The sequence below is a fragment of the Pseudomonas ovata genome (genome assembly GCF_003131185.1).
Lineage (GTDB): Bacteria > Pseudomonadota > Gammaproteobacteria > Pseudomonadales > Pseudomonadaceae > Aquipseudomonas > Aquipseudomonas ovata.
This window is the reverse complement of sequence record NZ_QFFU01000028.1, coordinates 68,983-90,124: the sequence shown is the minus strand read 5'-3', so window position 1 is coordinate 90,124 and position 21,142 is coordinate 68,983. Positions and strand designations below refer to the sequence as shown.

The window sequence follows — 21,142 nt, the reverse complement described above, 5'->3', positions numbered from 1 at the left end:
GCAGCAGTCGCAAAATTTGCCAGACGCCACAAATTTACGACTACTACCCCGTCCGGGATCTATGAAACGCCACGAATTTACGACTGCTGCGCAGCCGGTCGCGGGCAAGCGCGCTCCTACACAAGGGGCTATTGCGTTATGGGTACTTGCGCTGGTCCGGCGCCGGCGGGAAGTACTGGTACAGCCAGGTTTCGCTCAGGGTACGGTCGCGCGAGCGGATGAACATGCGCATTTCCACCGGCTCCACCGAGTCGCTGTCGGGCAACCAGTCGAACATCACCCGGTAGCCCTGGATGTCCGGCAGGTACTGGATGTTGAAGTCCTGGGTCTTGCCGTGGGACACCTTGAGAATCGGCTCGATGCCGACGCCTTCGGGCAGACGGTCCAGGCCGCCGCCATGGAAGTCCACGGCAAAGCGTCGCGCCCAGTACTTGGGATAGTGCTCGCCCGGGGTCCAGCCTTCCAGGAAGCCGCCCATGCCCGAACGGGTGGCATGAATCTGCGCCAGCGGTGTGCTGACCGGGGGCAGGGCGCTCCAGAACAGTTTGTAGCTGTAGTTGAGCGAGTCGCCGGCCTTGACCTTGTTCTTGGGGGTCCAGAACACCACGATGTTGTCCATGGTTTCGCCGGTGGTCGGGATCTCCAGCAGGCTGATCTCGCCTTCACCCCAGGCGTTGGTCGGCTCGACCCACAGGCTCGGGCGACGGCTGTACCAGACCACGGTGTCCTGGTAGCTCTTGAAGTCGTGGTCGTACTGCACCAGGCCGAAACCCTTGGGGTCCTTGTCGGCGAAAGCGTTGAACTGCAGCTTGGCCGGGTTGTTCAGCGGCCGGCAGATCCACTCGCCATTGCCACGCCACATCGACAGGCGATCGGAGTCGTGCAGTTGCGGGTGAATGCTGTCGCACATGCGGCGCTCATGAGTGCCGCAGCTGAACATGCTGGTCATCGGCGTGATGCCCAACTGTTCGATGTCGGCGCGGGCGTTGACGTGCGCGTCGATCTCCATCACCACCTGGTTGGCCTGGCAGTCGATGTCGAACTTGTAGGCACCGGTGGCGCTCGGCGAGTCGAGCAAGGCATAGACGGTGAAGCGGGTCGCGTTCTTGGCCGGGGTCTCGAACCAGAACTTGGTGAAATCGGGGAATTCTTCCTGGCGCTTGGCGAAGGTGTCGATGGCCAGGCCGCGGGCCGACAGGCCGTACTGTTTGGTGTTGTCGACGGCGCGGAAGTAGCTGGCGCCCAGGAACGACAGGATGTCGTGGATCGCGATCTCGGGCGCCTTGAACACCTTGAAGCCGGCAAAGCCCAGGTCGCCCTTGACCAGGTTCTTGTCGATGCCGCTGTTCTCGTAGTTGAACAGCTCGTGACGGAAATGCACTTCGCGGGCGGTCTTGCTCTTGGGGTCGACGCTGTACATGCGCACCGGCGTCTTGAAGCCCATGCCGACGTGGAAGAACTGCACGTCGAGCTGGCCTTTGACCTCTTTCCACAGCGAGTGGTTGGGGTCGTAGCGGATGGCATTGAACTGCTGCGGGGTCATGTCGGCCAGCACAGGAGGCAGGACCTGCTTGGTACTGACGTAAGGATTGCCGGCCAGTTGCTTGGCCTGGGCCTGCAACGTGGCGAAATCGAACGGTTCCTTTTCGCCATCGGCTGCCGCGGCGAGGGCGCGCGCAGCAAAAAGCCCCGAGGCAGGCAGGGCGCTATAAGCGGCCACCGCCATGGATGCTTTCAAGAGATTCCTGCGGTTCATAAACGTGAAGCCTCTAAGTAATTCCGTGCGTCCTGCACAAAAAAGCGCGCCAACGACTCCTTGCCGAACGCAAACTACCCACAACAGATAACAAAGACGAGATGCGGTTCGAAAAAAACTTGAGAAAGGCGTGGTGTCCGTTATCTGGCGCGGCGTTGATTCAGGTGCCTGCCGCTTATGACAAAGGCTCTGGAACGCGGCCCGGCACCGGTTGCAAAGCTGTACAGGGCCTGGCAACAGGGCAGCGGGCCGCTGAGTGAAGGCAAAATGCTGCAATATTCCGCAACCATTTTGCCGGGGCGGCCGATGCCGCTCAATCAGCCTGCACACGAACCTGTGGCAGGCAGCTCTGCTGGCGATGGCTGCGTGACAGGCGCAGCAGGGGTAGGGGCCTTGCCGGCCTCATCGTCGGATCGCCGCCCGGAGCAGAGCCCACCTCCCACGGGTTTCAGGTCCACCAGTAGCGCACCAGGTGGAAGAAGATCGGGGCGGCGAAGCACACCGAGTCGAGGCGGTCGAGCATGCCGCCGTGGCCTTCGATCATGTGGCCCCAGTCCTTCACGCCACGGTCGCGCTTGATGGCGGACATCACGATGCCGCCGGCAAAGCCCAGCAGGTTGATGAGCACGGCAATGGCCAGCGCCTGCAAGGCATTGAACGGGGTGATCCACCACAAGGCGGCGCCGATCATCGAGGCCAGGGCAAGGCCGCCGACAAAGCCTTCGACGGTCTTGGACGGCGACAGGTTGGGGGCGATCTTGCGCTTGCCGAACAGCTTGCCGCACACGTACTGCAAGACATCCGACAGCTGCACGACGATCACCAGCCAGGCGATCAGCAGCAGGTGGCGGCCTTCGTAGCCCGGAATGTCCAGGGTCAGCAGGGCTGGCACGTAGGACACGCAGAACACCGCAATCATCAAACCCCACTGGACTTTGGAGGCACGCTCCAGGAAGTTCTTGGTGTCGCCGCCCAGCGACGCCAGGATCGGCAGCAGCAGGAACACGTACACCGGGATGAAGATCGAGAACAGGCCGTACCACTTCATCGAGATCAGCACGTACTGCAACGGCAGGGCCACATAGAACGCCGCCACCAGGGCCGGGTAGTCGCTGCGCCGGGTCGGGGTGAGGGTCAGGAACTCACGCAGCGCATAGAACGACACCGCGTAGAACAGCAGGATCACCGCCGTATGCCCGAGCCAGAACGCGGCACCGATGACCAGCACCATCACCCACCAGGCGTTGATGCGGGCGTTGAGGTTGTCGATCACCGCGTGCGGGCCACGGGCCTTGAGCTTGAGCACATAGCCGACCACCGAGGCCAGCAGCAGGATGACGCCTATGCCCATGAACAACAGTTGAGTCTGGTTCTCCATCATTACTGCTCCGCCCCCATGGCCAGCAGCGCTTCACGGCTGCGGGCGAGAAAATGCTCTTTGGTTTCGTCTTCTTCCAGGCGCAACGGCGCACCGAAACTGGTGGTGCACAACAGCGGCAACGGCAGGAAGCGTCCCTTGGGCATGACCCGGTTGAGGTTGGAAATCCATACCGGCACCAGTTCAGCCTGGGGATAACTCTTGGCCAGGTGGTAAAGGCCGCTCTTGAACGGCAGCAGGCCTTCGTCCGGGTTGCGCGTGCCCTCGGGAAAGATGATCAGCGAATGCCCCAGCTGCAGGGCGTCGATCATCGGTTGCAGCGGGTTGCTCTGTTCATCGGTACGCTGACGGTCGACCAGCACGCCGTCGAACACGTTATTGATGATGTAGCGGCGCAAGGCTCCGGACTGCCAGTAATCGGCACCGGCGACCGGGCGGGTGAAGCTGCGCAAGTGGCGCGGCAACGAGGCCCAGAGCAGCACGAAGTCGCCGTGGCTGCTGTGGTTGGCGTAATAGATCCGCTGCACCGGTTCCGGCGTGCAGCCCAGCCACAGACTGCGGGCGCCGGTGACGCTGCGCGCACCGGCGGTAATGAGTGTGGCAACCACTGATTCGAACATGACGATTCCTTCAATGAAGCAAGGGGAAGACCAGCAGAGGGATGAGCAGCACCAGCAGCTGCACGACAACCAGGATCAGCTGTCGACGCAACAACCGAAGCGCGCCCTGACTGCGTACCGCCCAGGGGCGACCCGCCTTGTCGGCAGGCTGCAGGCCGAGAGAGACCAGAGCCTGATCCAGTGCCAGGGTGGCCTCAGGCAATGGCCGGGCATCACGGCCCACGCGATGAAACAGGTCGGCGTCGAGCGCGACGCGCATGGCGTAGTACTTTTCAATCAGGCCCAGCAGCACCAGCGCGCCCAGCCATACCGTGAGCAGGGGCATGGCGGTGATCCACAGCTGCAGCATGCCGACGGCCAGGCTTAACAGCGTAAACCCGGTGGACAGATTATCCAGCGTCCGGCCACGGCGCAGCAGGCTGGCTACGACGTGCAACTGCATGTCTGCGCTCATACGCTGCACTCGCGCTGTTGCGGCATCGGTTGTAACTCGCCCAATGCCTGTCGGTGCTCGGCGTGCAGGACAATGCCCGGGCGCGCCTGGCGCAGCCGGTCGATGGCCTGGTCCACCGAGCCGGCCCGACCGGTGTACAGCAGCCAGGCGGCCACCGCCGTGGCACTGCGCGAATACCCCAATGCACAGCACACCAGCAAGGGACCGGCCGGGCGCAGGGCCTCGATGGCCTGGGCGGCGGCCAGGCATTGCGCCGCGCTCGGGGCAATCAGGTCGAGCTGCGGCAGGCTGCGATAGGCACGCTCGCCGACCGTTGCCGGTAGCTCGGCGCACAGGTCGACGATGGCGTCGAAGGCTTGCGTGGGGTGACGACCCGGCACGCGGCCCAGCCAGACGTTGTCCAGCACAAGGTCAGCCTGCGGGTGCTTGCGTGTCCACCAACGGGAATTGAACCACGCTGCGAGCAGGTACGGTGCCAGCAGCCAGCGAGCTGCCGGCGTCAGGCTGCCGTCGCTGCGTTTCTGAAAGCCCTGGGCATCGAACAACAGGTAATTGAGTGCCACCAGCGCCAACGATAACGCCGGCCACAGCAACCACAGCCAGCCGCCGCCCAGTGTGAACGCCGGCAAGGCCAGCAGCGTCGCGCCCACGGCGTAATACAACGCCAGCCTCAGTCGCGCCGGGGTGCGCGTCAGTCGGGCACTGAGCAGCGGGCTGCGGCCTTCGTCGGGCCATAGCCAGACGCACAGCCAGCCGGCCAGCGCGCCGGTGGGCAGGTCGATGAAGTGATGCTGCCAGGTGGTCAGCACCGACACGCCGATCAGCGCGAACCAGCCGTGCAGCAGCCAGCGCCAGGCGCTGTGAAACACCCGTGCATAACGCTCGAAGCACACCCACAGGATCACCAGCAAGGCGATGTGCAGCGACGGCGCCTGGTTGAAGGGCTTGTCGAACCCGGCCAGCACCGCAAACAGCCAGCCGAACACGCCGTCCATTTCCGGGCGCTCGAAGGTAAAGCGCAGCGGCCATAACAGAAAGCAACTGACCGCCAGCAACTGCGCACTGAGCAGGCGCAGCGCATGAGTGTCCAGGTGCCGGCGTGTCAGGCACGCCAGCAGTGAAAGCCCGTACAGCAGGTCGATGGACCAGTAGGGCACGATGGTCCAGGCCCAGAACGGCATGTGGCTTTCCCAGGCGAACACCAGCGTGCCGACATCGTCACGTTGTGAGGTGTACCAGGTGGCAAACCCGTAGGTGCCGAAGAACAACGGCGCCAGGCACAGCAACCAGACCACGGCGCGTTTCCACAGGCCTGGCTCGCGCAGGCCGCTCACGGCAGGCGTTGCGCGATGGACACACTGAAGATGCCCCATTCGTCGATGCGCTGGGTGATCTTGCGGAAACCGGCTGCCTCCACCAACTGGTCCATTTCCGCCTGGGTGCGCCGACGCATTACCCACGCCTGGCCGGCGCGATGGCTGGTCAGGGCACGGGCAATCAGTTCCAGTTGCGGGTGCCAGGGCTGGCCGGTGTACACCAGGTAGCCGCCGGGCTCGACGGCCTCGGCCAGCCCGGCCAGCGAATCACCGACCAGCTGGTTGCTGGCGAACAGTTCGTACAGGCCCGAGACCACCGCCAGGGTCGGCTTGGGCTCGATGGCCGCCAGGTCTGCCTTGTCAAAGGCATCGGCCTTGATGAAGCGGGCGATGTCGTCCAGGTCCAGTTGTTCGATCAGTGCGCTGCCCTGGCTGACGTTAAGGTCGCTGTAGTCACGCAGCAGGATCGATTCGGGGCGCGGCTCGACACCCTTGAGCGCATCGAGAATGTAGCGTCCGTGGCCGGCGGCGATGTCGACGATGCGCACTGGTCGCTGCTGTTCATGCAGGCGCTGCATGGCCAGGCGCAGCAGTTCTTCAATGTTCACCTTGCGCTGGCGAATGCCTTTCCAGCCGATCGACTGCAGGTAGTTCTGGTCGATTGCCCGGCCCAGGCCACCTTGCCCGGTCGGTTGATTGCGGTAGACGTAGTCCAGGGTACTGCCGGAGTCGAAGCCGGTGTCGAAGCCCAGCTTCACGCCCGTGGAAAAGCGGCTGCCCAGCTTCAGCCCGGCGCGGGTCAGGCGCCAGTACAGGCCGCGCAGCGAGCGCGGCGGCAGGGGCGCGGCCAGCACTTCGGCTTCGGCACAGGTGGCGCCGACGCGGTCGGCGTCGAGCAGTGATGGCAACTGCAATGGCCGTTCGAACGCCTGGGTAACAAAGCGGCGAATACGCACCAGGGCTTGCTCGCGATCACGCTCGCCGAGGGTGTCATGGAAGAAACCAGGCAGTACGTGTTTCTCTTTGTGCGCGCAGCCCAAGCGCTCGAAGAAGCGTTCTTGCGGGGCGCGATGCACGACGAAGTCGGAGCCTGAGATCAAGACCTGGGTCGGCACCTGGATCGCTTGGGCATCGGCCACGACGCGCTCGGCAGCCTCATAAAGGCCCAGTAGCACGTCGACCGAAATGGCCCGGGCTATCAGCGGGTCGCTGTCGTAGGTGACCTGGCGAAGCCGGTCATGGGTGAGAAAGCGCGACTTGACGTAACTGTTGACGAAGAAGTTGCCCTTGATACGGCGCATCAGGGCCAGGCCCTGGCGGGCAAAGGGCACGTACAGCTTGATGTCGAACGCCGGGGAAGCCAGCACCATGGCACGGATTTTCGGGGCGTAGTCATGGGCCCAGGTGGCGGCGATCACGGCACCGACACTCTGCGCGACCACGGCAATGTTGTCAGGGTCGATCATGTGGCTGGCACCGATGTGGTCGACGAAGGTCTGCAGGTCGCGCACGTTGGTGGCAAAGCTTGGGCTATGGCCGCGCTCGCCCGGTGACTGGCCGTGACCCCGCGCATCCCAGGCAAAGAAGTCAAAGCCCGGCAGGTCGAGTTCCTCGACCAGGTGCGCGATGCGCCCGGAATGCTCATGACCGCGGTGCAACAGCACGATGGCCTGGCGGGTGCTGCCAGGCATCGCATTCCTGGCGGGCCAGTGTCGATAGAACAACTCGACGCCATCGTGGGTACTGAAGTGCAGGGCGATCACATCGCGCATGGCGGGTTCCTTTGCCAAAACTACTTGAGAGGGGGGAGGGCGGCCGGGTGAGGCGCTTCGACTGTGCGTCGAAACGGCCGGCGTCAGGCGGCCGCCGGGCAGATTCAGTGCGTCGGTTCGCTGATTGACGCGAGTCCCTGGCGCACACGGTTGACCACGGTGTAGATCAGCAAGGCTGAGACCACGATCAGCACCAGATTTATCCATGTCGGGGCAAGTAAACCTGCGGCGACGCCGGCACCCAGCACGCCGAACATAAATGCCCGGTCACTCTTGCCCATGGGGCCGTCGTAGCGCCGTGCTGCACCGACCATGGTGCCCAGTACGCCGGCATATTCGCTGATCACGGCCAGCAGCGTGACCAGCACCACCAGCGCCGGGCTGACGCCGGTGATCAGGGCGAAGGGTAAAAACAGCGCACTGTCGGCGATGACATCGGTCAACTCGTTGAGGTAAGCCCCCAGCCGCGACTGCTGGCCGAACTCGCGGGCCAGCATGCCGTCAATGGCATTGAGGGCCATGCGCACGATCATCCACAGCGGAATCAGGGCAAATACCGCGTAATGCGGCAGGCCGGCAACCACGATGGCCCCCACCAGCAGCGACACCAGGCAGGCCGCGACGGTCACCTGATTGGCCGTAATGCCCTTGTCGTAGAGGCGCTGCACCAGAGGGCGCAACAGGTTCTGGAAGCGCGGTTTGAGCTGGTAGATCGAAATCAAGAGGGTGCGTCCTTGTCAGGCAGGTCTGGCGCATCATCGGCGTCTGAGGCGTTTTCGTACAGCGTTGGGTAACGGAAAACGTGATGCAGGTCTTGTTCTGACGGCGCAGAGACACGCCGCTGATAGTGGCCAGGCGCCTGTAACCACTGGCCCGAAGACACTTTTCAAGGTCGATTTATGCGCTAGCCTGTTGGCGACAGGCCTTGTGGATAAGGAGGATACCGAGATGAACCTGCAACTGGCGTCGGCTCTGCAAAACCTGCGTTTACCCCTGCGTATCAAGTTTTGGGATGGACACGAGCTGGCGCTCGATGAGTCGCCGCAGGTCACCCTCGTGGTCAAGGACCCGCAACTGATCAGTGATCTGACCCATCCCAGCCTCGATGTGCTGGGCAGCGCCTTTGTCGAAGGCCGGCTGGAGCTGGAAGGGCCTATCACCGAAGTGGTGCGCCTGTGCGATGAACTGACCACAGCACTGGGTGCCGAGGAGGGCGATGATGCCCCGCTGGAGCGTACAGCCCACGACCCCTCCCTGGATGCCGCCTCGATCTCTTATCACTACGACCTTTCCAATGCGTTCTACCAGTTGTGGCTTGATCAGGACATGGTCTATTCCTGCGCCTACTTCAAGACCGGCCAGGAAAACCTTGATCAGGCGCAGCGCAACAAGCTTGATCACCTGTGCCGCAAGTTGCGCTTGCAACCCGGCGAGTACCTGCTCGATGTCGGTTGTGGCTGGGGTGGCCTGGCGCGCTTTGCTGCGCGTGAGTATGGCGCCCGGGTGCTGGGAATTACCTTGAGCCGCGAGCAACTGGACCTGGCGCGGCAGCGAGTGGCCGACGAAGGCCTGCAGGCGCAGGTCGAGCTGCAACTGCTTGACTACCGCGACCTGCCGCAGGACGGCCGTTTCGACAAGGTGGTCAGCGTCGGTATGTTCGAGCACGTTGGCCACGCCAATCTGCCGCTGTACAGCCAGCGCCTGTTCGCCGCCGTCCGGCCCGGTGGGCTGGTGATGAATCACGGCATTACCGCCCGGCATACCGATGGCCGCCCGGTCGGGCGCGGGGCGGGTGAGTTCATTGGCCGCTATGTGTTTCCCAATGGCGAGCTGCCGCACCTGGCGACCATCAGCGGCCACCTGAGCGAGGCCGGGCTGGAAGTGGTCGATGTCGAGAGCCTGCGCCTGCACTACGCCATGACCCTGGAGCAATGGAGCGCCCGTCTTGAAGCGCGCCTGGATCAGGCCCGTGCGCAAGTGGCGGAACACAGCCTGCGCATCTGGCGCTTGTACCTGGCTGGCTGTGCCTATGCCTTTGCCAAGGGCTGGATCAACCTGCACCAGATCCTGACCGTCAAACCGCTGCCCGATGGCGGGCATACGCTGCCGCTGACCCGGGCAGACCTGTATCGGTAGCGCTGCAGTTACAGGATGGGCGAGATCAACCGTGCCACGCGCATGCCCAGCTGATGCAGCCCGCGTGCGTCACGGCTGTCCTGCAAGGTGATTTCCCGGGCCAGTTCGAAGTCGGCCGTGAGCATCGCTTCCACCTCGCTGGCGAAGCTGCGGTCGACCGTCAGCAGCATCAGCTCGAAGTTGAGGCGGAACGAGCGATTGTCCAGGTTGGCGCTGCCGATGGCGGTGACTTCGTCGTCGACCAGCACGACCTTCTGGTGCAGAAAGCCCGGCTGGTAGCGGAACACCCGCACGCCACTGCGCACCGCCTCGAACGCATACAGGCTGGAAGCGGCATACACCACGTAATGATCGGGGCGCGAGGGCAGCAGCAGGCGCACATCCACACCGCGCAGCACGGCCAGGTGCAGGGCCGCCGAGACCGCTTCGTCGGGAATGAAATACGGGCTGGTGATCCAGATGCGCTGTTGCGCTGAATGAATGGCCTCGACAAAGAACAGCGAGCAGGTCTCCTGGGCATCGGCAGGCCCGGTGGCCAGCAACTGACAGAGCACGCCGTCTTCCGGGTAACGGTCGGGCAGGCTCAGCGGCGGCAGTTGCCGGGTGGCCCAGAACCAGTCCTCGGCGAACGACTCCTGCAGGCAGGCCACCACCGGGCCGATCACCTGCACATGGGTGTCGCGCCACGGTGACAGCGGCGGCTTGAGGCCCAGGTACTCATCGCCGACGTTATGCCCGCCCAGATAGCCCTTCGCGCCATCGACCACGACAATCTTGCGGTGGTTGCGAAAGTTGATCTGGAAACGGTTCATCCAGCCGCCGTGAGTGGCGAAGGCCTTGGCCCGCACACCGCCGGCCCGCAGCTTTTCCACGTAGCTGGCCGGCAGCGCATGGCTGCCGATGCCGTCGTAGAGAACATAGATCGCTACGCCCTCAGCGGCTTTTTCCAGCAGCAGGTCTTGCAGTCGACGGCCCAGGTCATCGTCGTGAATGATGAAGAACTGCACCAGCACGGTCTGCCGTGCCTGGCGAATGGCCTCGAACATGGCGGCAAAGCTGGCCTGGCCATTGATCAGCAGCTTTACCTGGTTATTGGCCAGCGCCGGCATGGTGCCCAGGCGTGGCAGGGCGCGCAGGGCGGCGTAGGCGTCCAGGCGCCGCGCTGCCACGGCTTCGTCGATCCAGGGTCGCCAGTTGAGGTTACCGATGGCGTGCTTCATTTCCTTGTTGGCCTGGCGCCGTGCCTTGATATAGGCGTCGAACGAACTGCGGCCGAACACCATGTACGGGATCAGGGTGAAGTAGGGAATGAACAGCAAGGACATGGCCCAGGCAATCGCACCTTGGGCAGTACGCACGGTCAGCAGCGCGTGAATGGCGGCCACCGTGCCCAGCAGGTGAATGAACCCCAGTACGTAGCCGAAGAAATACGGGCTGTGATAATCCATGCGCAGCGCTTCTCTGTAGTCCGGACCATGGGCTCTAACAGACCACAGCCGTCCAGGATTGTCGCTATTTAATTCCGGGTGCAACGCGGCGTGCCGGTGCCGGTCCAAGGCTCACTTGTCCCATGATCTGAAAAGGATCCTTGAAATGAACAAACGCATGTTGGCCCTGCTGGTTTGCCTGGCCGCGCCTGCCGCCCAGGCGCAGATGCTGCAACCAGGCCTGTGGGAAATGACCTCAAGCAACATGCAGGTCGACGGCCAGGCGTTGCCGGACCTGCAGGTGATGCTCGGGCAATTGAAGAACCTGCCGCCTGAGCAGCGCGCCATGCTGGAGCAGGGCATGAAGAACCAGGGCATTACCCTGGGTGGTCAGGGCGTGCGTTTTTGTCTGACCGAAGCCCAGGTCAAGTCGGACGACATCCCGCTGACCGACCCCAAGTCGGGCTGCAAGCAGAGCATCACCGAGCGCAACGGTCCGAACTGGAAATTCCAGTTCAGTTGCCCGAAAGCGCAAGGCACCGGGCAGGCCCAGTTCCTGAGCGACCGTGAATTTACTACCAAGGTCGCCGGCACATTCAATGCCTCCGGCCAGCAGCAGAAGGGCAGCATGGACACCCGCGCCGTTTGGCAGGGCGCCCAATGCGGTGCTGTCGCCCCACGCACCTGAGTGTGAAACACGAGTGTTCCACGTGGAACACTCTGGTTTTCAGTCACCGCTTGAGTTGCTGACACCCTGTCAGGCGTCCGCAGTTGATGCTGCTGCGGGTGCCGTTCGAACTCGAGACGCGCGTGATCGTGGTCCAGCCCACGCGCTGGATCGTGCCAATCCAGGCCTCGCCATCCCATGACCACCCGCTGAAAAACGTCAGTTGTCCGAAGCGGCTGTTGGTCTGTGCCCAGCGCCTGTGGCCTGCGACTTCGTAGCCGCGCAGGTAAGTCGTAGTGCCCCGAGTCGCCACGCTATAGCCATTGCCGGCCGGATCACGGCACGCCAGCAGGGTCAGGCTGCGTGTACATGTGGCCTGCTCAACGGTTGGCTGCGTGCCGAACGCCCAGGCTTGAATATCAAGGGTCACCAGAAAAATACCGGCCAGCACTTTTGCCAGAACGTTCATGCCTGCACCTTCATCGGATTAATTCGCTATTTTGCATTGTTATACTATAACATTCGACGTTATAAACCTTTGCAACCCTGGGTGACTCCTGATGCCGAACCGCCTTCCCGTAACTGTCCTGTCCGGCTTCCTTGGCGCGGGCAAGAGTACCTTGCTCAATCATGTGCTGCGCAACCGCGAGAATCTGCGGGTGGCGGTGATCGTCAATGACATGAGCGAAATCAATATCGACGGCAGCGAAGTGCAGCGCGATGTCAGCCTCAACCGTGCCGATGAGAAACTGGTCGAGATGAGCAATGGCTGCATCTGCTGCACCCTGCGTGAGGACCTGCTCGAAGAGGTCAGCCGCCTGGCCCGTGACGGGCGTTTCGATTACCTGCTGATCGAGTCCACCGGTATTTCCGAACCGCTGCCGGTGGCCGAGACCTTCACTTTTCGTGACGAGGCCGGCACCAGCCTGGCGGACATTGCGCGGCTGGACACCATGGTCACGGTGGTCGATGGCGTGAATTTCCTGCTCGACTATCAGGCCGCCGAAAGCCTGGCCAGCCGTGGCGAGAGCCTGGGTGAGGATGACGACCGCTCGATCACCGACCTGCTGATCGAGCAGATCGAGTTTGCCGATGTGATCCTGCTCAGCAAGATCGACCTGATCAGCTCGCGCGAGCGCGAAGAGCTGTTGGCCATTCTGGCGCGGCTCAATGCCCAGGCGCAGATTGTGCCGATGGTCATGGGCCAGGTGCCGTTGGCAACCATCCTCGACACCGGCCGCTTCGATTTCGACCGCGCCGCCCAAGCGCCCGGCTGGCTCAGAGAATTGCGCGGCGAGCATGTGGCCGAGACCGAGGAATACGGCATTGCCTCGACCGCCTACCGGGCACGTCGGCCGTTTCATCCACAGCGCTTCTTCAGCTTTCTGAACCGCGAGTGGACCAATGGCAAGCTGTTGCGCTCCAAGGGCTTTTTCTGGCTGGCCAGCAAGCACCAGGAGGCTGGCAGTTGGTCACAGGCCGGCGGCCTGATGCGCCACGGTCCGGCCGGGCGCTGGTGGCGTTTCGTGCCGCGTGCGCACTGGCCGCAGGATCAGGAGAGCGTGACGGCGATCATGGAGCACTGGACGCCCACCACCGGCGACTGCCGGCAGGAACTGGTGTTCATCGGCCAGAACATCGACTTTGCCCGGCTGACCGCCGAGCTGGACGCCTGCCTGCTGACCGAGGCCGAGATAGGCCTGGGCAGCGAGGCCTGGAGCCTGTTGCCCGACCCGTTCGGTGACTGGCACGAGGAGGCCGCCTGATGCTTGCGCACGTCTTGCCGTTTCGCCCAAGGGCGCGCCAGGTGCAGGGCCACACACCGGAGATTCTGGCTGAGGCCGTGCAGGACGGTATCAACCTGGCGGTGTGGCAGCGCCGGCTGCCGCTGCATATCCAGGATTTCGCCAGCGCCTTGCTGTCGCTGAACGAACCCCTGTCCGAATCCCTGGCGCTGGAGGTCGAAGGGGGCGACGTCGAGCCCGACCTGCGCGGGCTGGCTTCGGGCTACGCCGATGTGCAGGGCCATGCCGGGTTCATCGCCGATGTGTCGTGGCTGGTCAGCGCTTACGCCTGCCTGCTGGGCGCCGAGCGGGTTGGCGTGCGCCTGCGGGCGATGGACAAGGCCATGTGCCCGCGCTTTCATGTCGACCACGTGCCCATGCGGCTGATTACCACCTATGCCGGCAGCGGCAGCCAGTGGCTGGCCGAGCGTGCCATGGACCGTGCGCACCTGGGGCCGCGGGACATCGAGCTGCCAGAGCCTGCACAGATCCAGCAACTGCACTGCGGCGACGTGGCGTTGCTCAAGGGCGAGCGCTGGAGCGGCAACGAAGGCTGCGGCCTGATCCACCGCTCGCCACCCTTGGCCCGCGACGAGCGCCGGCTGATTCTGACGCTGGACTGGTTGGCCCAAGACTGACTGAACCCCTGTAGGAGCGCGCTTGCCCGCGACCGAGTGCGTAGCGCTCGCAGAAATTTTGGAAACGCTGCAAATTTACGACTGCTGCGCAGCCGGTCGCGGGCAAGCGCGCTCCTACACCGGTCCCATGTTTGCTGCGCGCCAAGGTGGTGGGTAATTTCCCACCGGTCCCATGTTTGCTCCGCGTCAGCGCAGCGGGTAATTTCCTACCGGTCCAGTGGTGGCGGCTGCCACTGGCCCTGGCTCTGGCCTTCGCAAAACGGCTTGAGGTAGGCGGCGTCGCTGGCCACGCCGTAATAGTGGATGTGCTCGCGATAAGGCATATTGGCCACCTGTGCGTTGCGGCAGACGCCGAAGGCACCGGTAGGGCACTGTTCGGAATAGGTCACCTCGACCTTTTGCCCGGGCAGCTGTGGCTGGCAGAAACCATCGTGGAACAGCGTGGGCGGTATCGAGATGTTCTCCTGGCAGACCTTCACCTCGAGCCGTTCGCCCTGGCTGTGCACCACGCAAGCCTGGGCCTGCACCTGGCTGGAAGCCAGCAACCCGGTGACTAATACGGCGTACCTGAATCGCGATTGCAAACCCTGATCTCCAGAAGCGAGCCGATGCTGCAGAACATTCCAACCCATGTGATCGGCGGCCCGTTGGGCGCCGGCAAGACCAGCCTGATCCAGCACCTGCTGGCCAGCAAGCCGGCCCATGAACGCTGGGCAGTGTTGATCAACGAGTTCGGCCAGCTCGGGCTGGATGCCGCGCTGCTGACCACCGCTGCCGATGGTATCGCACTTGGCGAAGTGGCTGGCGGCTGCCTGTGTTGCGTCAACGGCGTGCCGTTCCAGATCGGTCTGGGGCGCCTGTTGCGCAAGGCGCGGCCCGACCGCGTGCTGATCGAACCCTCGGGGCTGGGGCATCCCTTGCAACTGCTGGAACAACTGCGCCAGCCGCCGTGGCAGGGCGTGCTGCACGTAATGCCGATGCTGATGGTGCTCGATGCCGCTGCCCTGGCCGCCGGCCAGCCATTGCCCGAGACCCAGCAGCAGGCGCTGGGCGAGGCGGGGCTGCTGGTGCTGAACAAGGCCGAGGGCCTGGACGCGTCCACCCGCCAGCAGGTGAGTGCAACCCTGCCGGCGCGACCGCAGGCCTGGTGCAGCCAGGGACGCCTGCCACTGGCGCAATTGCCCGGCATCGAGGCGGTCGCGGGGGCGTATTCCTCATCGGCCACGGTGCTGAAGGTGCCGCCCAGTGTCGAGCCGCGCCAGGTGTCGTGGTCGTCGGTCGATGAACCACAGGTGTTCAGCCAGGCCAGTGCCGAAGGCTGGAGCATCGGCTGGCGCTGGCACCCGGCGCAGCGTTTCGACTGTGGGCGTCTTGAGCAATGGCTGGGCGGGATGAATTGGCGTCGTGCCAAGCTGGTGATGCACGGCGAGCCAGGCTGGTACTCGGCCAATGCGCTGGATAATGCGCCGATTATCTGGAAAAACACTGAATGGCGGCAGGATTCACGCCTGGAGCTCATCTTCGCCCAGGCTCAGGACAGTGACGCGCTGCAGGCCGGGCTGGCGGCTTGCCGTGTAGGGTGAGGCAGTTACTGTTTCCACTTCTGGTGTGACTGGCGCCACTCGTCGAGGCGGATGACCTCGGCGGTCGGTTGCGGCGTCTTGATCTCGAACGGGTAGGGTGCCAGCTCGATCTGGGCACTGTGCGCGCCGAACTGGGTGATGGTGCCGGGGTGGCGCTGCTCGCCGGTGACGGTAAACTCGAAGCCATAGACCCGTGCCAGGCGCTTGCGACCCTGGGCATCCGGCGCCCAGGCCAGGCGCTTGAAGGCGACGTTTTCGTCGAGCAGTTCCAGTTCAAGGCGCGCACAATGCTGCTTGACCCGCTCCAGTGCCTTTTCGCGCAGCCCGTGGGCATGCCACAACCAGGCCGCTGCAGTGGCAAGCAGCATCAGCACGAAGATATTACCCAGGGTCAGCATGACGGAATGCTCCAGCGATGAGCCTCAAGCTTAACTGTGCAGGGGCATTTGCAGCCATACTGCGGCGCTTATATTTCTCACTACTGCACTTGTATCGTGTTCAGGATCGTCAATGAAACGCACCCCTCATTTGCTCGCTATCCAGTCCCATGTGGTGTTCGGCCATGCCGGCAATAGCGCGGCGGTGTTCCCGATGCAACGTATCGGGGTCAACGTCTGGCCGCTCAATACGGTCCAGTTCTCCAACCACACCCAATACAAGCAGTGGACCGGCGAAGTGCTGGCGCCCCAGCAGATCCCGGCGCTGATCGAAGGCATCGCGGGCATCGGCGAGCTGGGCCTGTGTGATGCGGTGCTGTCGGGCTACCTGGGCAGTGCCGCACAGGGACGCGCCATCCTCACCGGCGTGGCGCGCATCAAGGCCGCCAACCCGCGGGCGTTGTACCTGTGCGACCCGGTGATGGGCCATCCGGAAAAGGGCTGCGTGGTCTCGCCCGAGGTCAGTGCCTTTCTGCTGGAAGAAGCGGTGGCGATGGCCGATTACCTGTGCCCCAACCAGCTGGAGCTGGACAGCTTTTCCGGGCGCACCCCCGAATCGCTGACCGATTGCCTGCGCATGGCCCGGGCGCTGCTGGCCCGTGGCCCCAAGGCGGTGCTGGTCAAGCACCTCAATTACCCGGGCAAGCCGGCCGACAGCTTTGAAATGCTGCTGGTCAGCACCGAAGGCAACTGGCACCTGAGCCGTCCGCTGCTGGCCTTCCCGCGTCAGCCGGTGGGTGTGGGCGACCTGACTTCGGGGTTGTTCCTGTCACGCATCCTGCTGGGCGACACGCCGGTGGCCGCATTCGAGTTCGCCGCCGCCGCCGTGCATGAAGTACTACTGGAAACCCAGGCCTGTGGCAGCTACGAGCTGGAACTGGTCCGCGCCCAGGACCGTATCGCCCACCCCCGCGTGCGCTTCGAAGCCCGCCCGCTGACCTGACGTATTGCTCTGATTGCAGCAGCCACGCAGGTCGCCGTTGTGGGAGGCGGCTTGCCGGCGATGACAGTTTGGCACCTTCCACAGATCCTGTGGGAGCGACCAACGGTCGCGAATGCAGTGGGTGCCAGCCCTGGGTGCTGGATAAACCGGTCCTACAGCGTTTCTTCCTTGATCTCCTGGTAGCGCTTTTCCAGTTCCTGGCGCAGCTGGCGGCGTTGCTGGGCCTGGATGAAGCGACGCCTGGCATCCGGGGTCTGGGGTTCCAGCGCCGGCACGCTGACCGGCTTGCGGTTGTCGTCCACCGCGACCATGGTGAAGAAGCAGCTGTTGCTGTGGCGCACCGAGCGCTCGCGGATGTTCTCGGTCACCACCTTGATGCCGACTTCCATCGAGGTGTTGCCGGTGTAGTTCACCGAGGCCAGGAAGGTCACCAGTTCGCCGACATGCACCGGCTCGCGGAAGATCACCTGGTCCACCGACAGGGTCACCACGTAGCTGCCGGCATAGCGCGCCGCGCAGGCGTAGGCGACCTCATCCAGGTACTTGAGCAAGGTGCCGCCATGCACATTGCCGGAAAAGTTGGCCATGTCCGGGGTCATCAATACAGTCATCGACAGCTGGGCGTTTCCGGGTTCCATCACTGATTCTCACGGTCGGTGTGTCAAGAGTAGGGCATCTATGCTGACGCTCGGTAAAACAAGAAACGCAGGGGCTGCAACAGATACCGGGACGCCGGGAAAGCACTTGCCGTCACGCTTGGGCTCTATCTGTTTCCATATATTGCATCGGCTTTATGGTGAAGAGGCCGGTGTTAACCTTTGCAAGCCCTTGTAACGTTTTTTTCCTGTGCTTTATACCTGAATTCATGACGCTGCCACGGATCACGTGGTCCTGCCTTGCGCACAGGCCGTGCCGGGATTGGGCAGTGTTCATCTGCAAAAGGAGCCGTACCCGCCATGCATGCCGTTGACTTCATTCAAGACCTGGCAGTGATCATGCTGGTGGCCGGCGTGGTGACCATTGTCTTTCATCGCCTCAAGCAGCCGGTGGTGCTGGGCTACATCGTGGCCGGTTTCCTGATCGGCCCGCACACCCCGCCGGTCAGCCTGATTCACGACGAACACACCATCCGGATCCTGGCCGAGCTGGGGGTGATCTTCCTGATGTTCTGCCTGGGGCTGGAATTCAGCCTGCGCAAGCTGTTCAAGGTCGGGGCCACGGCGTTTATCGCGGCCTTCCTGGAAATCACCCTGATGATCTGGCTCGGTTACGAGATCGGCCAGTACTTCGGCTGGACCGCCATGGACTCGCTGTTCCTGGGGGCGATCCTGGCGATTTCCTCGACCACTATCATCGTCAAGGCGCTCAATGACCTGAAGATGAAGAACCAGCACTTTGCCCAGCTGATTTTCGGTGTGCTGATCGTCGAGGACATCCTGGGGATCGGCATCATTGCGTTGCTGTCGGGCATTGCGGTCAGTGGTGCGGTCAGCTCCGGCGAAGTGTTCTCGACGGTCGGCAAGCTGTCGCTGTTCATGATCGTGGCGCTGGTGATCGGCATTCTGCTGGTGCCACGCCTGCTGGCCTACGTGGCGCGCTTCGAAAGCAACGAGATGCTGTTGATCACGGTGCTGGGCCTGTGCTTCGGCTTTTGCCTGCTGGTGGTCAAGCTTGAGTACAGCATGGTGTTGGGGGCCTTCCTGATCGGCGCGATCATGGCCGAGTCCCGGCAACTGGTGAAGATCGAGGGTCTGATCGAGCCGATTCGCGACCTGTTCAGCGCCATCTTCTTCGTGGCCATCGGCCTGATGATCGACCCGAAGATCCTGCTCGAATACGCCTGGCCTATCGCAGTGATCACCCTGGCCGTGGTGCTGGGCAAGATGGTTTCCTGCGGGCTGGGCGCGTTCATCGCCGGCAACGATGGCCGTACGTCGTTGCGTGTCGGCATGGGCCTGTCCCAGATTGGCGAGTTTTCCTTCATCATTGCCGCGCTGGGCATGACCTTGCAGGTCACCAGCGACTTTCTTTACCCGGTGGCGGTGGCGGTCTCGGCCATTACCACCTTGCTGACCCCCTACCTGATCCGCGCCGCCGACCCGCTGTCGATCAAGCTGGCCGCGGTGATGCCGCGGCGTATCGGCCGGGTGTTCTCGATGTATGGCGAGTGGCTGCGCAGCATTCAGCCGCAGGGGCAGGGTGCGATCCTGGCGTCGATGATCCGCAGGATCCTGTTGCAGGTGGGCGTCAACCTGGCGCTGGTCATCGCGATCTTTTTCTGTGGTGGCTATTTTGCCGAGCGCATCGGTGGCTACATGGCCGAATGGATCGACGATGTCGGTCAGCAGAAAGCCTGGATCTGCGGAGCAGCCCTGCTGCTGTCGCTGCCGTTCCTGATCGCGGCCTATCGCAAGCTCAAGGCGCTGTCGATGCTGCTGGCCGAGATGGGGGTCAAGCCGGAAATGGCCGGGCGCCATACTGCGCGGGTGCGCAAGGTGGTGGCCGAAGTGATTCCACTGCTGTCGCTGGCGGTGATCTTCGTGCTGCTGGCCGCGCTGTCGGCCAGCATTCTGCCAACACTGGAGCTGCTGGTGGTGATTCTGCTGGTCGCCGCCGGTGTCGCCGCACTGCTGTGGCGCTGGTTCATCCGGGTACACTCGCGCATGCAGATCGCCCTGCTGGAGACCCTGGGTAACAACCAGGATCACTCAGGGCATTGAACCGAGGGGGCTGGCTGGAAACTCAGCTTTCCAGCCAGACATCCCGGGCCCAGTGCCAGACCGATTCCCAGCTTTCTTCGACCACCAGCTCTTCTTCGCCGGACCACAGCACCACGGTGCCGTCTTCTTCGACGCAGTAATAGTCATCGCCATCCTGGCACAGCGGGATCAGCTCGCGTGGTACGCCATCGTCCCAGGCATTGGCTGCCACGTCCGGCAGGTAGGTGTGCGACTGCGGGTCGGTGACCGTGACCGGTTCCAGGCTGCCGTAGACCACATCGCTGACGGTCAGGAGAAACTCCTTGAACACGAACGGGATGTTGATGAACAACTGCTCCTCGATTTCGACCAGCAGTTCCTCATCCGGCAGTTCGAGGGGGACCGGGACCGGCTCGTTCTTTTCACGCAGTTCTTCGATGACTTCTTCCACGACGGAGATCCTCTGGGCTGGGGGGTGCGCGGGTTATACAGTAGCCGAAAGCCGCTTTCAAAATAACTGTCCGATCGGGTAAACGAAAAACCCCGGAACAGGTCCGGGGTTCGATCACGCGCGGTGCCGGGTAGTTCAGCTGTTCTGGCGAATACCCGCGACCAGCCATGGCTGGTTTTCACCCGGCTGACGCTCCATGTTCCAGCTTTCGCTGAAGTCTTCGCCCTTGTCGAAACGCGAGGTCTTGGCAATGCCGGAGAAGGTCAGGGTGGCGATGGTGCGGTCGGCACGGTCGTCGACGCCGTCGAGCTGCACGCTCAGGTTGTCGATGTAGGTGGACTGGAAGCTGTCGCCCAGCTCGGCACGTTCCTTTTTCAGGAACTGCAGCATGGTCGGGGTGACGAACTCGGCGATCTTGTCGATCTCGTTGGCGTCCCAGTGCTGCTGCAGGGCCTGGAAGTGGCCGCGTGCGGCCTCCAGGAAGCGCGCTTCGTCGAACCAGGCCGGGGCGTTGATCGCAGGGGCTGCCGTTGCTGCCGTCGATGAACCGAAGATCGGGTTATGCCCGGTCGGGGCGGCTTCACGCGAGTACGGTGCACCGGCACCGGCCATCTGCGACGCCTGCTGGGCACGGCGACGGGCGATGAAACGGAAGATCAGGAAGGCGATCAGGCCGATGATCAGGAAGTCGAACAGCTGCATGCCGTCGAAACCATCACCCATGAACATGGCGGCCAGCATGCCACCGGCGGCGATACCGGCCAGCGGGCCGAGCCAGCGCGAGGCGCCACTGGCCGCCGGTGGGCGGGCGGCGGCATTCGGTGCAGCGGCCGGTGTGGCAGGGGTGGCCTGGCGCGACTGATGGACCGGCGCCGAGCCACTGCTCTTGCCGCCGCCGAAGCGGGCGGCACTGGCGTCCAGGCTCAGCGTCAGGCTGAGGCACAGGGCCATGGCGATGCTAAGAAAACGTTGCATGAGGGGTTCCTGTTCTTATGAAGACATGCGCGTCATGGTGCACAGCAGGCAGGCCAATGGCTAGCGCGCGTATGTTTCGGGCTTTTACACAGCTGCGTAGGAAATG

At 63.3% G+C, this 21,142-nt stretch carries 21 protein-coding genes; 7 read left to right on the top strand and 14 right to left on the bottom strand.

Annotation, left to right across the window (positions count from 1 at the left end; translation table 11 throughout):
* Positions 1-136 precede the first annotated feature (136 nt).
* From DGA31_RS26040 to DGA31_RS26010, 7 genes are all read right to left on the bottom strand, one after another.
* Positions 137-1,756, bottom strand: coding sequence for a glucan biosynthesis protein D (locus DGA31_RS26040; protein ID WP_056840908.1), 1,620 nt, complete (start codon positions 1,754-1,756; stop codon positions 137-139).
* A gap of 448 nt (positions 1,757-2,204) precedes the next feature.
* On the bottom strand, positions 2,205-3,134 hold the full coding sequence (locus tag DGA31_RS26035) for a phosphatidate cytidylyltransferase (RefSeq protein WP_109514444.1): 930 nt from the start codon (positions 3,132-3,134) through the stop codon (positions 2,205-2,207).
* A 2-nt stretch (positions 3,135-3,136) separates the two neighbouring features.
* On the bottom strand, positions 3,137-3,754 hold the full coding sequence (locus DGA31_RS26030; RefSeq protein ID WP_056840906.1) for a lysophospholipid acyltransferase family protein: 618 nt from the start codon (positions 3,752-3,754) through the stop codon (positions 3,137-3,139).
* A gap of 10 nt (positions 3,755-3,764) precedes the next feature.
* Positions 3,765-4,208, bottom strand: a complete 444-nt coding sequence (locus DGA31_RS26025) for a hypothetical protein (protein ID WP_109514443.1) — start codon at positions 4,206-4,208, stop codon at positions 3,765-3,767.
* Positions 4,205-5,542, bottom strand: coding sequence for a phosphatase PAP2/dual specificity phosphatase family protein (locus tag DGA31_RS26020; protein WP_056840904.1), 1,338 nt, complete (start codon positions 5,540-5,542; stop codon positions 4,205-4,207). Before DGA31_RS26020 ends, DGA31_RS26025 begins: the two co-directional genes overlap by 4 nt.
* On the bottom strand, positions 5,539-7,296 hold the full coding sequence (locus DGA31_RS26015; protein ID WP_109514442.1) for a bifunctional alpha/beta hydrolase/class I SAM-dependent methyltransferase: 1,758 nt from the start codon (positions 7,294-7,296) through the stop codon (positions 5,539-5,541). The genes DGA31_RS26020 and DGA31_RS26015 overlap by 4 nt, the downstream gene beginning before the upstream one ends.
* A 104-nt stretch (positions 7,297-7,400) precedes the next feature.
* Positions 7,401-8,018, bottom strand: a complete 618-nt coding sequence (locus tag DGA31_RS26010) for a CDP-alcohol phosphatidyltransferase family protein (protein ID WP_109514441.1) — start codon at positions 8,016-8,018, stop codon at positions 7,401-7,403.
* Positions 8,019-8,244: 226 nt separating this feature from the next.
* Between DGA31_RS26010 and cfaB the strand changes: the two genes are divergently transcribed.
* Complete coding sequence (gene cfaB, locus DGA31_RS26005; RefSeq protein WP_109514440.1) at positions 8,245-9,432, top strand: C17 cyclopropane fatty acid synthase CfaB; 1,188 nt, start codon at positions 8,245-8,247, stop codon at positions 9,430-9,432.
* An 8-nt stretch (positions 9,433-9,440) separates the two neighbouring features.
* Here the strand turns inward: cfaB and cls are convergent, their stop codons facing one another.
* The gene (gene cls, locus DGA31_RS26000; RefSeq protein ID WP_109514439.1) at positions 9,441-10,880 is read right to left on the bottom strand and encodes a cardiolipin synthase; all 1,440 of its coding nucleotides are present in this window, start codon (positions 10,878-10,880) and stop codon (positions 9,441-9,443) included.
* A gap of 145 nt (positions 10,881-11,025) precedes the next feature.
* Here cls and DGA31_RS25995 point away from each other — a divergent pair, with 145 nt between their 5' ends.
* Entirely contained in the window at positions 11,026-11,547 is a 522-nt protein-coding gene (locus DGA31_RS25995) for a DUF3617 domain-containing protein (RefSeq protein WP_056840899.1), read from the top strand.
* 43 nt (positions 11,548-11,590) lie between these two features.
* Here DGA31_RS25995 and DGA31_RS25990 read toward each other — a convergent pair whose 3' ends face one another.
* Entirely contained in the window at positions 11,591-11,995 is a 405-nt protein-coding gene (locus tag DGA31_RS25990) for a hypothetical protein (protein ID WP_056840898.1), read from the bottom strand.
* 91 nt (positions 11,996-12,086) lie between these two features.
* Between DGA31_RS25990 and zigA the strand changes: the two genes are divergently transcribed.
* The gene (zigA, locus tag DGA31_RS25985; protein WP_109514438.1) at positions 12,087-13,292 is read left to right on the top strand and encodes a zinc metallochaperone GTPase ZigA; all 1,206 of its coding nucleotides are present in this window, start codon (positions 12,087-12,089) and stop codon (positions 13,290-13,292) included.
* Positions 13,292-13,948 carry a DUF1826 domain-containing protein gene (locus DGA31_RS25980; protein WP_056840896.1) on the top strand — a complete coding sequence of 219 codons (657 nt, stop codon included), beginning with the start codon at positions 13,292-13,294 and terminating at the stop codon, positions 13,946-13,948. Before zigA ends, DGA31_RS25980 begins: the two co-directional genes overlap by 1 nt.
* Positions 13,949-14,154: 206 nt before the next feature.
* On the opposite strand, the gene DGA31_RS25975 is transcribed toward DGA31_RS25980, so the two are convergent.
* Positions 14,155-14,493 (bottom strand): NADH:ubiquinone oxidoreductase, encoded by a 339-nt coding sequence (locus DGA31_RS25975; protein WP_236709473.1) that lies wholly within the window; start codon positions 14,491-14,493, stop codon positions 14,155-14,157.
* 63 nt (positions 14,494-14,556) lie between these two features.
* Between DGA31_RS25975 and DGA31_RS25970 the strand changes: the two genes are divergently transcribed.
* The gene (locus DGA31_RS25970) at positions 14,557-15,531 is read left to right on the top strand and encodes a CobW family GTP-binding protein (protein ID WP_056840894.1); all 975 of its coding nucleotides are present in this window, start codon (positions 14,557-14,559) and stop codon (positions 15,529-15,531) included.
* Between the two features lie 5 nt (positions 15,532-15,536).
* On the opposite strand, the gene DGA31_RS25965 is transcribed toward DGA31_RS25970, so the two are convergent.
* A complete protein-coding gene (locus tag DGA31_RS25965) occupies positions 15,537-15,929 on the bottom strand; it encodes a DUF3301 domain-containing protein (RefSeq protein WP_056840893.1) in 393 nt (130 codons plus the stop codon).
* A gap of 112 nt (positions 15,930-16,041) precedes the next feature.
* Between DGA31_RS25965 and pdxY the strand changes: the two genes are divergently transcribed.
* Complete coding sequence (pdxY, locus tag DGA31_RS25960; RefSeq protein ID WP_056840892.1) at positions 16,042-16,911, top strand: pyridoxal kinase PdxY; 870 nt, start codon at positions 16,042-16,044, stop codon at positions 16,909-16,911.
* Between the two features lie 152 nt (positions 16,912-17,063).
* Here pdxY and DGA31_RS25955 read toward each other — a convergent pair whose 3' ends face one another.
* On the bottom strand, positions 17,064-17,549 hold the full coding sequence (locus tag DGA31_RS25955; protein WP_109514437.1) for an acyl-CoA thioesterase: 486 nt from the start codon (positions 17,547-17,549) through the stop codon (positions 17,064-17,066).
* A gap of 318 nt (positions 17,550-17,867) precedes the next feature.
* On the opposite strand from DGA31_RS25955, the gene DGA31_RS25945 reads away from it, so the two are divergent.
* Positions 17,868-19,631, top strand: a complete 1,764-nt coding sequence (locus tag DGA31_RS25945) for a cation:proton antiporter (protein WP_056840889.1) — start codon at positions 17,868-17,870, stop codon at positions 19,629-19,631.
* Positions 19,632-19,653: 22 nt separating this feature from the next.
* Here the strand turns inward: DGA31_RS25945 and DGA31_RS25940 are convergent, their stop codons facing one another.
* On the bottom strand, positions 19,654-20,061 hold the full coding sequence (locus DGA31_RS25940) for an SMI1/KNR4 family protein (protein WP_056840888.1): 408 nt from the start codon (positions 20,059-20,061) through the stop codon (positions 19,654-19,656).
* Positions 20,062-20,196: 135 nt separating this feature from the next.
* Positions 20,197-21,036 (bottom strand): Tim44 domain-containing protein, encoded by an 840-nt coding sequence (locus DGA31_RS25935; protein ID WP_109514436.1) that lies wholly within the window; start codon positions 21,034-21,036, stop codon positions 20,197-20,199.
* Positions 21,037-21,142 lie beyond the last annotated feature (106 nt).